Origin of the sequence: Salinicoccus sp. ID82-1 (assembly GCF_021991715.1) — a bacterium.
Classification (GTDB): Bacteria; Bacillota; Bacilli; order Staphylococcales; family Salinicoccaceae; genus Salinicoccus; species Salinicoccus cyprini.
This window is the reverse complement of sequence record NZ_JAGFLY010000001.1, coordinates 711,493-727,969: the sequence shown is the minus strand read 5'-3', so window position 1 is coordinate 727,969 and position 16,477 is coordinate 711,493. Positions and strand designations below refer to the sequence as shown.

At 47.7% G+C, this 16,477-nt stretch carries 14 protein-coding genes and 1 riboswitch; of the genes, 7 read left to right on the top strand and 7 right to left on the bottom strand.

Annotated elements, in window-relative coordinates; translation table 11 throughout:
• Positions 1-57: 57 nt before the first annotated feature.
• The gene (locus J4760_RS03785; RefSeq protein WP_237604817.1) at positions 58-1,320 is read left to right on the top strand and encodes a Y-family DNA polymerase; all 1,263 of its coding nucleotides are present in this window, start codon (positions 58-60) and stop codon (positions 1,318-1,320) included.
• Between the two features lie 16 nt (positions 1,321-1,336).
• Here J4760_RS03785 and J4760_RS03780 read toward each other — a convergent pair whose 3' ends face one another.
• Positions 1,337-1,678: a hypothetical protein gene (locus J4760_RS03780; protein ID WP_237604816.1), complete on the bottom strand. Its 342-nt coding sequence runs from the start codon at positions 1,676-1,678 to the stop codon at positions 1,337-1,339.
• On the bottom strand, positions 1,675-2,313 hold the full coding sequence (locus J4760_RS03775; RefSeq protein WP_237604815.1) for a sigma-70 family RNA polymerase sigma factor: 639 nt from the start codon (positions 2,311-2,313) through the stop codon (positions 1,675-1,677). The genes J4760_RS03780 and J4760_RS03775 overlap by 4 nt, the downstream gene beginning before the upstream one ends.
• A 212-nt stretch (positions 2,314-2,525) precedes the next feature.
• Here J4760_RS03775 and J4760_RS03770 point away from each other — a divergent pair, with 212 nt between their 5' ends.
• The 3 genes from J4760_RS03770 to J4760_RS03760 are packed head-to-tail and all read left to right on the top strand — an operon-like array spanning position 2,526 to position 6,338.
• Complete coding sequence (locus J4760_RS03770) at positions 2,526-3,785, top strand: aminoacyltransferase (RefSeq protein WP_237604814.1); 1,260 nt, start codon at positions 2,526-2,528, stop codon at positions 3,783-3,785.
• Positions 3,786-3,792: 7 nt separating this feature from the next.
• Positions 3,793-5,067 carry an aminoacyltransferase gene (locus tag J4760_RS03765; protein ID WP_237604813.1) on the top strand — a complete coding sequence of 425 codons (1,275 nt, stop codon included), beginning with the start codon at positions 3,793-3,795 and terminating at the stop codon, positions 5,065-5,067.
• Between the two features lie 26 nt (positions 5,068-5,093).
• Positions 5,094-6,338, top strand: coding sequence for a peptidoglycan bridge formation glycyltransferase FemA/FemB family protein (locus tag J4760_RS03760; protein WP_145286556.1), 1,245 nt, complete (start codon positions 5,094-5,096; stop codon positions 6,336-6,338).
• Positions 6,339-6,364: 26 nt separating this feature from the next.
• On the opposite strand, the gene J4760_RS03755 is transcribed toward J4760_RS03760, so the two are convergent.
• On the bottom strand, positions 6,365-8,113 hold the full coding sequence (locus J4760_RS03755) for a solute:sodium symporter family transporter (RefSeq protein ID WP_237604812.1): 1,749 nt from the start codon (positions 8,111-8,113) through the stop codon (positions 6,365-6,367).
• Between the two features lie 268 nt (positions 8,114-8,381).
• On the opposite strand from J4760_RS03755, the gene J4760_RS03750 reads away from it, so the two are divergent.
• On the top strand, positions 8,382-8,942 hold the full coding sequence (locus J4760_RS03750) for a recombinase family protein (RefSeq protein ID WP_145286550.1): 561 nt from the start codon (positions 8,382-8,384) through the stop codon (positions 8,940-8,942).
• A gap of 447 nt (positions 8,943-9,389) precedes the next feature.
• On the opposite strand, the gene J4760_RS03745 is transcribed toward J4760_RS03750, so the two are convergent.
• Positions 9,390-9,725 carry a hypothetical protein gene (locus J4760_RS03745; RefSeq protein ID WP_237604811.1) on the bottom strand — a complete coding sequence of 112 codons (336 nt, stop codon included), beginning with the start codon at positions 9,723-9,725 and terminating at the stop codon, positions 9,390-9,392.
• 158 nt (positions 9,726-9,883) lie between these two features.
• On the opposite strand from J4760_RS03745, the gene pepF reads away from it, so the two are divergent.
• Positions 9,884-11,689, top strand: coding sequence for an oligoendopeptidase F (pepF, locus tag J4760_RS03740; RefSeq protein WP_237604810.1), 1,806 nt, complete (start codon positions 9,884-9,886; stop codon positions 11,687-11,689).
• Between the two features lie 57 nt (positions 11,690-11,746).
• On the opposite strand, the gene J4760_RS03735 is transcribed toward pepF, so the two are convergent.
• From J4760_RS03735 to J4760_RS03725, 3 genes are all read right to left on the bottom strand, one after another.
• On the bottom strand, positions 11,747-12,778 hold the full coding sequence (locus tag J4760_RS03735) for a threonine aldolase family protein (RefSeq protein ID WP_237604809.1): 1,032 nt from the start codon (positions 12,776-12,778) through the stop codon (positions 11,747-11,749).
• A 113-nt stretch (positions 12,779-12,891) separates the two neighbouring features.
• The gene (locus J4760_RS03730; RefSeq protein ID WP_237604808.1) at positions 12,892-13,761 is read right to left on the bottom strand and encodes a CvfB family protein; all 870 of its coding nucleotides are present in this window, start codon (positions 13,759-13,761) and stop codon (positions 12,892-12,894) included.
• Positions 13,762-13,772: 11 nt separating this feature from the next.
• Positions 13,773-14,501 (bottom strand): NAD-dependent protein deacylase, encoded by a 729-nt coding sequence (locus J4760_RS03725; protein ID WP_145286539.1) that lies wholly within the window; start codon positions 14,499-14,501, stop codon positions 13,773-13,775.
• Between the two features lie 84 nt (positions 14,502-14,585).
• Between J4760_RS03725 and J4760_RS03720 the strand changes: the two genes are divergently transcribed.
• The gene (locus J4760_RS03720) at positions 14,586-16,190 is read left to right on the top strand and encodes an ABC-F family ATP-binding cassette domain-containing protein (protein WP_145286536.1); all 1,605 of its coding nucleotides are present in this window, start codon (positions 14,586-14,588) and stop codon (positions 16,188-16,190) included.
• An 83-nt stretch (positions 16,191-16,273) separates the two neighbouring features.
• Positions 16,274-16,452, top strand: a riboswitch (Lysine riboswitch).
• Positions 16,453-16,477: the final 25 nt, after the last annotated feature.

Here is a 16,477-nt window from a genome sequence, read left to right as displayed (position 1 = left end):
TTTGTGATATGATGATTATACGGGATTACGAACATATGTTCCGTATGGAGGGATTCCATGTATAATTATCATATCTGTCCGCACCGGCATGTCTTCTGTGTCGACCAGAAAAGCTTTTTTGCCAGTGTCTCCTGCATATTGAAGGGGCTCGATCCCATGACGACCAAGCTGGCAGTTGTCGCAGATACGAAAAACCTCGGCTCTGTAGTCCTTGCGGCGACGCCCGAACTCAAGAAGATCGGCATCAGAACGGGGTCCAGACTGTTTGAAATACCAAGTCGAAACGACATCTACATCATCAACCCGTCCATGAAGACATACCTCGACTATTCTGCGAGAATTACCGAGATTGCGCTGAAATATGTGGCGCCCGAGGATTTCCACCAGTATTCGGTGGATGAGTTCTTCATGGATGTGACCGGAAGTTATCATATCTATGAAGAGACGCCGTATGCACTTGCTGAAAGAATCCGGGCTGAAGTCTATCGGGAGACCCGGATCGACTGTGCCATCGGCATCGGTGAAAATATTCTGCTCAGCAAGCTGTCCCTGGACATCGAGGCGAAGAAGACGGTGGGTGGCATTGCGGAATGGCGGTATGAAGATGTCCCTGAGAAGCTGTGGAAAATCAAACCGCTGAGGAATTTCTGGGGCATAAACAGGAGAAGTGAGATCAAACTGAATGAACGGGGCATATTCTCGATCGGGGATCTGGCAAAGTATTCTCCGGTGCATCTGAAGCGGGACTTCGGCATCATCGGTGTCGACTGGCATCTTCATGCCAATGGCATCGACTTCAGCACCATCCGGGAGAAGCATGTGGTGCATTCCCCGTCGATTGTAAAGAGCCAGATACTGATGCGGGACTATCGATTCGACGAGACCTATGTCGTCCTGCTCGAGCATGTGGATGAAGTCACCCACCGGCTCAGAATATCAGGCAGAATGGCAAGGACTGTACAGTTTGCCGTCGGGACGGCGGAAGGGAAGATCTACCGCAAGCAGTTCACCATCCGCGAGGGTACGAACGACAGCAATGCCATCATGAAGCGGGTATGGGAATTGCTCAGTGGAATAGCGGATCCATATGCCATGTACCGGACGCTCAGCATTTCACTGACGAATTTCATCCCTGATCACGTCCGGCAGATTTCACTTTTTGAGGATGTGGAGGCTGCAGAACGCAGGGACCGGCTGATGAAGACTGTGGACCGCCTCAAAGTGAAGTATGGCCAGCTCTCTGTCATGCGTGCGCTCAGCTGTACGGAACCGTCGACACTCAAACTGCGGGAAGGGCTGATCGCCGGACATAAAAGATAGGACAGCCGAGGCTGTCCTATAGGGCAAGTGCATACATGAAGAGGAGTCCGTTCAGGATGCCGATGACGAGGGAGAGCATGGTACCGACAAGGACATACTCGCTCTCCTTATGACCTTCATCATCACTGGCGCTCGGGAACCTCAATATGGATTTCGCTGCAATGATCAGCCCCATTGCCGTATACTGGTCGAACAGCACGAATATGATGATCAGAAAGCGTTCGCTGTACCCGATGGTCAATCCGATGAAGTCGGTACGCGTATGCCGCATGCCTGAAAGAAAGCCGAGCAGGGCTCTCAGTATATAGCCGCTTGATGCGTAAAGCAGGATGGAGAGGATGATCAGCAGCATCTTCATGATGTCATCCGCCTTTCAAAAGAGTTTCTGAATGCTTCCCGGATCGGTCCATCATCCACGTGATAGTATTCGGACAGGAATGAGAGGATGGATGCGAGCTGTCGGCCGCGCGACTTGCTGTAGTGTGCCGAAATGGTGGATTCATATTTGCCGAGCTGTGCCGAAATATCCTTCTGCAGCATGCCGCCGAGTTTCAGACAGGCGACCTGGCGCTGGATGTCCGTCATATGGTTCAGTATATCCGTCGCATACATGAGGCCGATATCGACTTCCTGGCTCATCCCGGGAGAGGCGAAGTCCTGGATATATGACTTCTTCACCTGATCGAGAGCATTCCGTGTATCTTTGATTGCTTCATGGCTCCATTGCTCCGGATCGCCCTCTGGTATTTTCATGTCGGCAGAATGGAAGCTGCACTTGAGGGGGAAGTCGCCCGACTCCCACAGCAGCTTCGCATAGATGGCGATGAATTGGGTATAGTTTTCACGGGACGACAGGATGAAGAGCTCATCCCCCATGCGGTAGTCGACATGCGAAAAAGCGTCCCCGGCAAGCCATGTGCCGATCTCCTTTTCTAGCCATTTCAGATTTTCAAAAATATCTTCAGTTGCCTTGGAACTTCCGGATACATCCATAATCAGTATGGAAACGATGGCAGACCACCTCCTGAATGGTATAATACATAGGACTATGTCTATATTATATAACAATTCGTGTATATAGGCGAATTTTATAAAATTCGTTTATAAAAACGAATTTGCCGTATATCTTTTGAAAATCATGGAGATGGTTCGGTAAATCTGATAATATAATCAAAGTATGAAAATTAGTTGACAGGAGTGCCATTATGCAATTTACAGAGTTGACCATAGAGGAATTCGATCAGTTCACCAGAGACCACTTCAGTCATTTCACCCAGACGAAAGAGAACTACCTGCTGAAGGTGGCCCAAGGTGTCGAGACGTATCTCGTCGGTGTGAAGGATGACGGATCGGTCAGGGCGGCATGTCTCGTGACACTGACTCCGATGATGAAAGTGTTCAAGTATGCCTACGGCAATCGTGGGCCGGTGATGGATTATTCGGACAAGCAGGTGTTTGATGTATTTTTCCATGGCCTGCACCAGTTTCTGAAACCGAAGAAAGTCATGCATGTCAGAATCGATCCCTATGAAGTCATCAAGGAGAGAAATCATGATGGTGAAGTGATAAAGGACAGAGGCAACCGCTATATCTTCGACTACTTCAAAGATCAGGGCTTCCGGCACGATGGCTTTACTACAGGATTTGATCCGGTCATACAGATCCGCTGGCATTCGGTACTCGATCTGAAAGGCAAGGACCCGAAAACGATACTGGATGATATGGACAGCCTGAGGAAGCGGAATATAAAGAAAGCACAGAAGCACGGTCTTCACGTACGCTATCTGGAGCTTGATGAAATCGACATATTCAGGAAGTTCATGCGGGATACTTCGGAGAAGAAGGCGTTCGTCGACCGAGATGACGCCTATTACATCAGCAGGAAGCAGCACTTTGGCGATAATGTCATCATTCCGCTCGTATATGTCAATCTGGATGAATATACAGCGTCCATCGCGAAAGACCGTGATGCACTGCTCAAAAACATGGAGAAGGCAAACAAGGATCTGGAAAAGGACCCCGAGAACCAGAAGGCCGCCAAAAAAATCGCCAATCTCGGCGATCAGCTGAAGAATATTGAAGACAAGCTTGCCGAAGGAGAGGCACTGCGGGAGACGCATGGCGAGGAACTGCCGATTGCGAGCGCCTACTATTTCATCACACCGCACGAGGTCGTATACCTTGCCGGTGGCAGTGACAATGAATTCAGGCATTTTGCAGGCAGCTATCTGATCCAGTGGCATATGATCAACTATGCACTCGAACAGGGCATCGATCTGTACAACTTCTATGGCATCAGCGGAGATTTCACCGAAGAAGCGGAGGATTATGGTGTCATCCAGTTCAAACGTGGGTTCAATGCGAAAGTATTCGAATATGCCGGTGATTTCACCAGGCCGGTTAATGTTCCGGCATATAGAGCCTATCAGGCGCTGACGAAACTAAGGGATAGAATAGGGAGGTAGCAGACAGATGAAATTTGCTGAGCTGACCGAAAGAGAGTATAGGGACTATATCGAAAAGGGGGAGGAATCCGCCTTCTTCCAGATGATAGAAAATAAAAGAAACCGTGAACTCGATAAGGACAAGGTGCGCCTGCTTGGTGTCAAGGATGAGGATAATACGGTCATCGCCGCCTGCCTGTTCACACTGAAAAAGACCGTAATGGGCAAGTATTTCTACTATTCCAACCGTGGGCCGGTTCTTGATTACCACAATCATGAGCACGTCCGATTCTTTTTACAGGGACTCACACAGTACTTGAAAAAGAACAATGGCCTGTATGTCAAACTCGATCCGAACTGGATCTACAGAAAGTATGACAAGGACGTCAACGAGAAGGCGGGCTACCCGGAGCAGCATGCACTGGTCACAATCATGGAAGAGGAAGGATACGTCCACCAGGGCTTTACACGCGGCTACTCCAGAACTTCGCAGGCCCGCTGGATGAGTGTACTGGATCTTTCGGGATATGATGAAAGCACCTTGTTGAAGTCCTTCGATTCCCAGAGGAAGCGGAATATCAAGAAAGCCCAGAAATATGGTGTCGAAATCCGGTTCCTTGAGCTCGATGAAATCGACCTCTTTCTTGAACTGTATCTGGATACAAGCGAGCGTCAGGATTTCTTCACACCACCGGATCCAAAAAAATACTATTCGAATCTGAAAAAGGCATACGGCGACAAAATACTCATTCCGCTTGCCTATATGGAACTGGACAAGTACATCAGCAATCTATCGGATCAGATTGAAGATGCCGAGACGAAGAGAAACCAGATGATGGAGAAAGAGAATAAGAATGAAAAGACGCTCAACAAGATCGGCGAACTCGACAAGCAGATTGACAAGATGAGTGAGGACCGGATGCAGGCGAGCGAACTTCAGAAGAACGAAGGCAATATACTGAACCTTGCTTCCGGCATCTATTTTGAAACACCTTATGAAATGGTCTACCATTCCGGTGCAAGCTCCACCCAGTTCTCCCAGTTTGTCGGCCCTTATATGATGCACTTTGAAATGATGAAGTACTGCATGGACAAAGGCATCAGCCGGTACAATTTCTACGGTGTAAGCGGAGATTTCTCGGAGAACGGCGAGGATTATGGTGTCTACCGCTTCAAGCGCGGCTTCAATGCCGAAATCGAGGAACTTGTCGGTGACTTCGTAAAAGTCATCAGCAAAATGCCGTACAATGTCTATAAGGTGAAACGGAAACTTGAACAGAGAAAAGCTGCAAGATCCAATTGACCAGTAGAGGAAAGGTTGTCCCAAATATGAGAACATCACCAATCCAGGCCGAGACTTTCAAAGCGTTCTTGGCCGATTACGACAGCTACTGCCATTATATGCACGACCCGCTGTACTATGACTATATATCAGGCATCCAGGAAACCCATCTGCTTGGACTGTATGAAGACGATGCACTGATCGGGGTCTCCATGCTCAGTGGCCGTTCTGTCCTGAAACGCTACAGAATATTCACTTCACATGCCGGTCCGCTCATCAGGCCGTTTACAAATGACAGACTGCAGTTCTTCCTTCGTGAAATAGATGCATATGCAAAAAAGCATGGGGGAATAAAGATGATCCATTCTCCGTACCACATCTATCAGATGCGCAATAGCGATGGGGAGGCGATCGACAGTGTCCTCAACAACCATGGAATCATGGAAGTCTACAGCAGGCTCGGCTATAGCCACAATGGGTTTACAAAGCAACTTGTGACCAGTGAAATGCTCAGATACCAGGCAGTGCTCGATATCAGCCGGGATGAAGCAGAGCTTATGAAAAGCATGGATCAGAAAACCCGTTATAACACACGGGCGAGTGAGCAGATGGGTGTACGTGTCAGGTATCTGGAAGAGGATGAATATGACAAGTTCATCGAAATATACAAGGATACGGAAGAGCGCATCGGTTTTGATCCGGTGAGCAGCCAGAAGATCAAAAATCTGCTCAGGACACTGAAGGACCGGACATACCTGACTCTGAGCTATATCGATCTCGAGGAATACCTGGCGAAGCTCAGCGAGGAGCTTGAAGCGCTGGTTTCCGATCAGAAGGACATGCAGAGCAAGTTCGACAAGGGGGAAGGCACGAAGCGTATGAAGGGCCGGCTCAACGAACTTCACGACCTGGTCGGCAATAAGGAGAAGCGTCTGGAGAAAATCCGTGGTGTGCAGGCTGAATACGGCAGTGTAATCGAACTTTCTGCCGGCATGTACTACTACAACAATCATGAGATGGTCTACCTTTTCAGCGGAAGCTATCCGGAGCACTCCATGTTCATGGGGACCAACTTCACAACATGGCATATGATCAAAGAGGCGAAAAAACTCGGTCTCGGACGATTCAATTTCTTCGGTCTGACAGGGGACTTCACAGAAGCCTCAAAGGATTATGGTGTCTATAAATTCAAAAAGGGCTATGATCCCCTGATCGAGGAACTGCCAGGAACATTTGAAAAGGTATATAACAGGCCGGTGCACAAGCTGGCCCAGAAACTGAATAAAGTCTAGAAATGAAAAAAAGCTATAGCATATCGCTATAGCTTTTTTTCATTGTAGGTATTGTGCAGAAGGGTGCCGTATTTGTCATTCCATCTCTTAAATGAAATGAAGTAGAAGATGGCTGTGACAGCAGCAAGTATGCCGACTACCGGCCAGAACCATCCTGAAACGATGCCATCCGGATAGGCCAGTCCGACATTTGAAAACAGAATGAAGCAGAATACCATGGCGCCGATGAGCAGCACAGTCATGGGCAGCGCAAATTTCCAAGGTACCATGTCCACTTTGGGATTGTAGGTGAAGTCATGCGGCCTCGCCAGTGGTTTGACGATTCCCGCCACCATCATGATTGCTACAGCGAGCACAAACAGCATGCCCTGGATATGGATGAAGCTGATGTCGAAGGTGATGCCGAAGAATGTCGGCAGTCCCCATATCAGCATGTAATACAGGAAGACGTGGACGATGATGGCAATTTTCGGACCGATCGGTGGTACTCTTTTCGAGAATATGCCGACAAGTATGATTGCAATGACTGGTATGTTGAAGAATCCGGTAAATTCCCTGATGATGTTCCATAGACCATCCGGTGCACGGAGCAGCAGTGGGGCGATGAAGAATGAAACCAGCGCCAGGAGTGTACCAAACCATTTGCTGATTGCAATCATTTCCCTATCCGATGCATTCTTTTTGAACTTCACTTTGTAGATGTCATAGGCAAACATGGTCGCTGCACTATTGAGCAGCGAGTTGAAACTTGAAAGTACCGCGCCCAGAAGCACTGCCAGGAAGAATCCACTCAATATAGGCGGCAGCAGCTGATTGATCAGGGCCGGATAGGCGAGATCTATATTCTGAAGATCCGGTCCGTAGAGATGAAAGGCGATGATACCAGGAACCATCATCATGAAGGGGACAAGTATTTTCAGGAATCCCGTGAACAGCGTGCCTTTCTGACCTTCAGCAAGGCTTTTGGCACCAAGTGTCCGCTGGATGACATACTGGTTGGTTCCCCAATAGAATAGATTGGCAAAAATCATACCAGTGAAGATGGTGCCGAATGGTACGGCGTCATCGCGTGAACCGATTGAATTCAGCTTCTCGGGATTTTCGGTAGCAATCGTCTTCATGCCTTCTAGAATGTTGCCGCTGCCGAGGGCGTAGAAACCGATGATCGGAACGATCAGCCCGATGATGAGCAGTCCGATTCCGTTCAGTGTATCCGATATGGCAACCGCTCTCAGTCCTCCGAAAATGGCATAGCAGGCACCGATGATGCCGACAATCCAGATAACGATCCACATGGACTGCTCCAGTGATAGACCCAGCAGTTCAGGTACATCGAACAGCTGCAGCACAGCGATGGCACCCGAGTAGAGTACAGAAGGGATGGTTACGAATGTATACCCCATCATGAACAGGAGGGTGACCATCATCCGGGTCCCTTCATCGAACCGGCTGTTTACGAACCCCGGCAGGGTGGTGAAGGCACCACCTATGTATCTCGGGAGCAGGATCAGCGCGAGAATGATGACGGATATGCCGGCAGTTACTTCCCAAGCCATATTGGACATGTTTGCGCTGTAGGCCTGGCCATTCAGTCCGACCAGCTGTTCTGCAGATAGATTCGTCAGAACGAGGGAACCGGCGATGAAGCCGCCTGTAAGACCACGTCCGGCGAGAAAGTAGCCATCGCTGTCGCCGATGGTGTTTCTCGTTTTACGATAGGAGTACCAGGCCACAAAAGCCATAAATAGGATGCAGGTAATAATAGTGAAAGTCATTTTATCAGCTCCAGAACAAATATGAGATTATCATCTATATAATATATGTACTAATTATCAGATATTAAACATAAATTGTAAAAGGTTATCATGAAAAAGAGCATGATTTTAACTGTCTATTTAACGAGGGTTTTATTTACATTAACAATGAAAGAACAAAAACATTAAAAATGTTAATAAATGTTGTTTATTTACTTGTTTTTTATTCACTGTACACTTATACTGTTAGTACACCGTTTAAAATACATTATAAGGGAAAGATGTAAAAATGAGTAAAATAGGCTATGCAAGAGTAAGCACCAAAGGTCAGAACCTCGAAAGTCAGATGGATATGCTTGAAGAAGCAGGATGCATTAAAATTTTCTCGGAAAAAGTAAGCGGCAGAAAGCCTGAACGCACAGAGCTTGAGAAATGTATGGACTACATGCGGGAAGGGGATACGATGGTGATCACCAAGCTGGATAGGCTGGGACGCACGACAAAACAGCTCATAGAGCTGTCGACAGCACTGGAAAAGCGCGGGATAGACCTTGAAATCATCAATATGAACGTCACGACGAAAGATCCGATGGGTAAAATGTTCTTTACGATGATGTCGGCATTCGCAGAACTTGAAGCAAGCTTGCTCAGTGAACGTACGAAAAAAGGACTTGAATCAGCGCGTGCACGTGGCAGAAATGGCGGCAGACCTGGAATAGCAGACGACAAGAAAGCAATGATACAGTCGTTGTACGATACACAGAAATACACAGGAAAACAGATTGCAGACATGGTTGGCGTATCCAGAGCAACAGTATATAAAGTTGTAAATGAATCAAAAGAAGAATGAAAACATGACGTAAACATACTATACAAAAACATATGAACAGAAAAGCCTGGTTGCGGAGCATGATCCAAGCCGGGCTTTTTAATGTCCAAATATATGGTAATTTTACAATGCCTTGTTTTCATTATTATAAAGTTTACATAATATATATTATAGGAAGTTATACATATATAGAAATGGAGCACCCTTTTTTACCACTTGTCTATAAACTACTGTTTATTATTCTATTGGCCATAAGTTCCTGCAACCCTCAAGCTGCTTCTTCGCTCATCGCACCTTATGCTGCGATATCCAGTATGTCCCATGATTTGAGCTGTCATGCGGCTGATTGCAATATTTCTGCTGTTCACCATCAACTTGTCTATATTTAATATACATATTCATATGTGTGATCCTGGTTCATATATATCCATTAAAAAACAGCTGCCCTCAGGCAGCTGCCGTCATGTGCTATCTTTTACTGTCATGTGCTGTGTCCGGATCATTGAGTTCCGACGTCGTCGCGTGTTCCGACGTGATCTCCTTCTTCCTTCTTCGTCCTCTGACATACAGCCATGTCAGTACGCTCACGATGAGCGACAGTATTCCAAGGAATACAGCATAGCCCATCAGTGGCTGCCAGTCTGCGCTTTCGATGAAGTTCGGTATGATGAATGCTGCCAGAGCCATGATTATGAAAACGATGATCGGTACAATGATATATTTCCTTAGAGCAAGGCCTGCAATTGCGCTTATGACAATGACGGCAAGTATGCTGAAAATGTAGAAACTTGGACTCTGTATCATCCTTTCACCTCCAAAATGGTTATATGTATCTTATTCTCGGTTTCGAGACCTTTGAAACTTTCTTCAATTTTCTTGCCGTAATGATTTTAATTTTTTGAATTTTCATGTATAATGGTGTCATTACTTCGGTTTCCGAAATTAAAGGAGTGTCAATGATAATGGAACAACTCAAGTCCAGAAATGAAGTTGAAGAAAAGTACACTTGGGATCTGACAGATCTTTTCGCTTCCGACGAAGCGTTTGAAACAGCTGTACAGGATGTGCGGCCTGAAATACAGGCGTTCAGCGATAAATTTTCAGGCAGCCTGTCAGATGCAAAGACTGCTGTGGAAGCACTTGAAAACTATAAGCGCCTTATGGAATCACTCGTCCCGATCGGTACATACGCCAATCTGAGAATGGCTTCCGACCAGGGAGATGCTTCTGCGCAGAAACTGAGCGGTCTTGCGAGCAACATCAGTACATATTTCGGCAGTGAAACGAGCTTTCTGACAAGTGAGCTGCTGCAGAAGGATGAATCCTTCCTTGAAGAAATCAAGAGTCAGGCGCCCGGGTTCGACAATTTTGTGGATGAGCTGCTGAAAAACAAGCCGTATCAGCTCGATGCCAATGTGGAAAAAGCGCTTGCCTCCTACTCCACTGTCTTCGAAGGACCATACAGCCTCTATCAGAGAACGAAACTGCTTGATATCGATTTTGGCACATTCAAGGCGGATGGACAGGAAATTCCCCTATCCTACCTCGCTTTCGAAGGCGAGCTCGAAAGTCATGAGAATACGGAAGTCAGACGCAGTGCATTCCGCGCCTTCAGCGATAAGCTTGCCCAATATCAGCATACGACAGCGGCAACATACGATCTCCAGCTCAAACAGGAGAAGACGACATCAGACCTCCGTGGATTTGATTCCGTATTCGACTACCTCCTCCATCGCCAGGATGTGGACCGGACGCTCTACAATCGTCAGATTGATATGATCATGAGCGATCTTGCGCCGCATATGAGACGCTATGCCAAACTGCTGAAGCGTGTGCATGGCCTTGATGAAATGAAGTATGAAGATCTTAAGATTTCACTCGATCCATCATCGGAGCCCGAAATCAGCATCGAGGAATCCAGAAAGTACATCAATGACGCACTCGCCATCATGGGAGACGACTACGTCAACATGGTCAACCGTGCCTACGATGAGCGCTGGATCGACTTCGTCAAAAATAAAGGGAAATCCACTGGCGCATTCTGCTCGAGTCCATATGGATCCCATCCGTTCATTCTGATCTCATGGACGTCACTCATGACGGAAGTGTTCGTACTGGCACATGAGCTCGGACATGCCGGACACTTCTACAACGCCAACCGTTCCCAGAACGTATTCGACGCAAGGAGTTCCATGTACTTCGTCGAGGCACCAAGTACAATGAACGAGATGCTCATGGCAAACCACCTGCTCGAGAATTCGGACGATCCGAAGTTCAAGCGCTGGGTCATCAGCTCCATCATTTCCAGAACGTACTACCACAACTGTGTGACGCATCTGCTTGAGGCGGCATACCAGCGTGAAGTGTACAAGAAGGTGGATCAGAACGAGAGCGTCTCCGCCCCTGTACTGAACCAGCTGAAGCGTGAAGTGATCGAGCAGTTCTGGGGAGACGACGTGTCGATTACAGAAGGTGCCGAGCTGACATGGATGAGACAGCCGCACTACTACATGGGCCTCTACCCTTACACGTACTCAGCAGGACTCACCATCGCGACAGCGATGAGCAAAAGAGTGCTGAACGAAGGACAGACGGCAGTCGACGACTGGCTCAAAGTTCTGAATGCAGGCGGTACGGAAGATCCTGTTGAACTCGCGCGCATGGGTGGTGTCGACATCACGACGGAGCAGCCGCTGCGTGATACAATCGACTACATCGGTGAGCTGGTCGATCAACTAGAGAAACTGACAGAAGAAATAGAAGGATAGAAAAAACCAGTCATTGGCAGCGCCGATGACTGGTTTTTTGCATTACATGATAATTCTTTATAGTTTTTTGATGTCTGCAATCAGTGCATCGACATCTTCCATGGTAGTCGACCAGCTCGTACAGAGCCGGATGGCTTTCCGTGTTCCATCAATTTCTTCCCAGATATGGAATGCATACTTTGATTTCAGAGCGTCAATCTGTGCACTGGTCAGTATGGGAAAGATCTGATTCGTTGATGCGGGCGCGTACATTTCGATATGCTTCTTTTCGAAAGCTTCCGTCAGACGGTGGGCCATCTCTATGGCGTGCTTTGATATTTCAAAGTACAGTCCATCTTCAAAAAGTACTTCGAATTGAATCCCGAGCAGTCTGCCTTTGGCAAGCATACCGCCTTTCTGTTTCATGATATAGCGGAAATCCGGCTTGATATCATCATTGGTGATGACGATGGCTTCACCGAACAGTGCGCCGACTTTTGTGCCGCCGATATAGAATACATCACATAGGCCGGCCAGATCGCGGATGCTTGTATCATTATCCCGGGATGCAAGTGCATATCCCAGTCTGGCACCATCAACCATCAGATACAGATTGTTTTCAGTACACGCTGCCCTGAGCTGTTCGAGTTCCTGCCTCGAGTATAAAGTCCCGGATTCGGTCGGCTGTGAAATATAGACCATCTTCGGCTGCGGCATATGTTCATGCGTCGGGTCGTTCCAGTGGCCCTCTACAAAATGTCTGGCCTGTTCGGCATTTATTTTGCCATGCTCGTTTGCAATTTCCAGAACCTTATGCCCCGTCGATTCGATGGCACCTGTTTCATGACCTGAAATATGGCCACTGTCAGGCGCAATGACCCCCTGATGAGGTCTGAGCATGGATGCAATGATGGTCATATTGGCCTGTGTGCCACCGACCATGAAGTGGACATCGACGTCACTGTCGCAAAGCTCGCGGATATACGCCTTGGCAGTGTCCGTGTGATGATCCGTACCATAGCCCGGCAGCTGTTCATTATTGGTTTCCGACAGACGCTTCAGAATCGATTCATGTGCGCCTTCTATGTAGTCACTGTCAAATCTGATCATCTAAACCCTCTTTTCCTGATTCTTTTCATATTCATTCCAAGGATACCCCAATTGATGATGCCTGCTCAATATAAATGACCCTCCAGCAATAACTGGAGGGTCATCAGCAATATCTATTGGTTTTTCGCTACTGTCTCCATGCTCGTCTGTTCGACTTTGCCTTCTTTCATCAGGCGGCCGAGCGCACGTTTGAACGAAGCTTTCGACATGTTGAATGCTTCTCTGATATCTTCAGGAGAGCTTTTATCGGTCAGCGGCATGCTGCCGCCATTTTTCGTAATGTAGTCCATCAGCTTTTCACTGTCGGCATCCATCTTTTTGTATGCCTGCTGGATGAAGGAACCATTGATTTCGCCTTTTTCATTGATGCCGATGACTCTGAATTTCTTCAGCTCACCAAGGCGCGGCTCTGCTTCGCGCTCACTCTCATGTACAAAAACCTTGTGTCCGTCACCGGTCAGCATGAATGTGCCTACTCTGAGCAGACGGTACGGACGGCCTTCGAGCCATTTATTCTTCATTTCTTTGAATTTCTCCTGATCGATCGGTGTGAAGCGTTCTGCCGCCTCATTTTCACTGATGAGCCTGCCGTAGAGCTGGTTATCATGCTCTGCCCTCAAAGTGAGATACAGCTCGTCGCCCTCTTTCGGCCAGACGTCTTTGACTTTCGGAAGATCGATCCAGGGTATGAGAATATCTCTCGGTGCGCCGACATTGACGTATGCGCCGTCCCTGTTCACTTCCGTGACAGTGGCATAGCCGTACTGGCCTACGGATGCTGTCGGTACGATGGGTGCTGCAAAGAGTTCCCCGGTTCTGTTCGGGTAGATGAATGCACTGACCTCATCGCCGATGTCAAATTCGTTTTCGGATGCAGAAGCGTTCATTCTGATATACTGTGCATCTTCTGTCTTCAGATGATATGTCGATCCTTCCTTCTTGATGACTTCCAAAAATTGTACTGTTCCTGATATGGGTTCCATATAATTTCTCCTTAGCTATTGTAGATGTGCGCAATGACGTCCGTCATATCCTGATTGATGGTGAGGTCTGCTGCACGATCGAATGGTGTTTCATCCTTATTGATGATGACGAAATGATTGCCGTTGAAATAGTTGATGAGGAACGCCGCCGGATTTACGACAAGTGATGTGCCCATAACGATAAGTGTGTCGGCACGTTCAAGCTTGTCCATGGCCGAGCGGATTACCGATTCGTCCAGCATTTCTTCATATAGTACGATGTCCGGTCTTACCACACCCCCGCAATCGCATTGCGTCATATCCTGTTCGATGATCGTCTGCTTGGCAAACTGCCTGTGGCAGACGGTGCAATGGAAGTGGTTGATCGTTCCGTGAAGCTCATCCACATTGCGGCTGCCTGCTTCTGTGTGCAGACCATCTATATTCTGGGTGATGACGCCGAGTGAGCGGCCATTCTTTTCTTCAGCTGCAATGAAGTCATGCACGATGTTCGGTGCTTTATCGAGATACATCAGCCGTTTCCGGTAGAACCGGACGAAGCTTTCGGGTTCATTTACAAGATGCGACCGGCTCAGCAGATATTCGGGCGAATGGCCCTGCCTGCTGATCTCGTCAAACAACCCTCCCATGCTTCTGAAGTCGGGAATCCCACTTGCGACAGACACTCCTGCACCAGTGAAAAATACACTGCGTCGGCTGCTCCTGATGATGTCCGAAAATCGGCTTGATTCATGTTCCATCGGTCACTGACCTCCTAGAATTATATTTCAATGGTACCATAAATGTGGTATCATCGCTTAAGAATATACTAAAGGAGAGTGCCTATGCTACAGGTTACAGATATCAGTCTGAGGTTTGGCGACCGCAAACTGTTTGAAGATGTAAATATAAAGTTCACACCCGGAAACTGCTATGGTCTGATCGGGGCGAATGGTGCCGGCAAATCGACGTTTCTTAAAATACTTTCAGGAGAACTGGAAGCACAGACAGGTCATGTGAGCATGGGGAAAGACGAGAGACTGGCCGTGCTGAAGCAGAACCAGTTCGGATATGAAGATCAGCGCGTACTCGATGTTGTCATGATGGGTCATGCGAAGCTATGGGATATCATGAATGAAAAGAATGAAATATATATGAAACCGGACTTCTCCGATGAGGACGGCATGCGTGCTGCCGAACTGGAAGGCGAATATGGTGAGATGGGTGGCTGGACTGCTGAAGCGGACGCTGAAAGCCTCCTCCATGGTCTCGGAATCGGTTCAGATCTGATTGACAGGAACATGTCCGAGCTTGAAAACAATCAGAAAGTGAAAGTCCTGCTGGCACAGAGCCTGTTCGGCAACCCGGACGTCCTGCTGCTCGATGAGCCGACCAACGGTCTCGATATCGAAGCGATACAGTGGCTCGAAGAGTTTCTCATGAACTTCGACAACACTGTCATCGTCGTCTCCCACGACCGGCACTTCCTGAACAACGTCTGTACGCATATCGCGGACCTCGACTTCGGCAAGATCCAGGTCTATGTCGGCAACTATGACTTCTGGTACCAGTCCAGCCAGCTCGCCTTGCAGATGGCACAGGAACAGAACAAGAAAAAGGAAGAGAAGATCAAGGAACTGAAGGATTTCGTGGCACGCTTCAGTGCGAATGCATCCAAATCCAAACAGGCGACAAGCCGTAAGAAGACCCTTGAGAAGATTGAACTTGATGATATCAAACCGTCTTCAAGAAAATATCCATTCGTCCACTTCACGCCTGAGCGCGAAATCGGCAACGATCTGCTTCAGGTCAAGAACCTTTCCCACACGGTCGACGGACAGAAGGTTCTGGATAATGTGAATTTCACACTGGATCCATATGACAAGACAGTACTGATCAGCTACTCGGAAATTGCCCGCACTACCCTGCTGCGCATTCTTGCTGGTGAGATCACACCGGATGAAGGAGAAGTCAAATGGGGCGTGACGACAAGCCATAGTTTCCTGCCAAAAGACAACTCGGAGTATTTCGAAGGTGTCAACCTCAATCTGGTCGACTGGCTGCGCCAGTATGCCCCACCTGAAGAACAGACCGAGACATTCCTGAGAGGGTTCCTCGGCCGCATGCTCTTCAGCGGTGAAGAAGCGAAGAAAAAGGCGAATGTGCTGTCCGGTGGAGAGAAAGTGCGTGCCATGCTGTCGAAAATGATGCTGTCGAAATCCAATGTACTCATTCTGGATGAGCCGACCAACCACCTGGATCTGGAAAGCATTACTTCCGTCAACGATGGATTGAAGAAATTCAAAGGATCCATCATCTTTGCATCCCATGACTTCGAATTCATCAATACCATTGCAAACAAGGTGCTCGAACTCGAGAAGACAGGTGCAATGGTCAAGGAATCGACGTATGAAGAGTACTTGAAAGATAAAGGACTCATCAAGTCGTAATTGTGTTGCAATTGTCTATTTTTAAAAAAGTGGTTTACATGCATCCGTTATGTATGTATAATGACATTTATAAAATTTAATAATCAGTTGGATGAGGCGCATCAATCATGAGTAGCCACTTATCAAAGCCTGCGAGCTTTAAGTGTGTAAAAGGGTGAGATGCCGAAATAGCTGGCCGTTGCAGCGGTCTGCTATTGGATCTTGAGGTTAAGAGCTACAGATCTGTCATTATTTTAAAAAATAATGGAGTGCATCGCTTGTGTATAAATATAACAAGTCCGGCATTC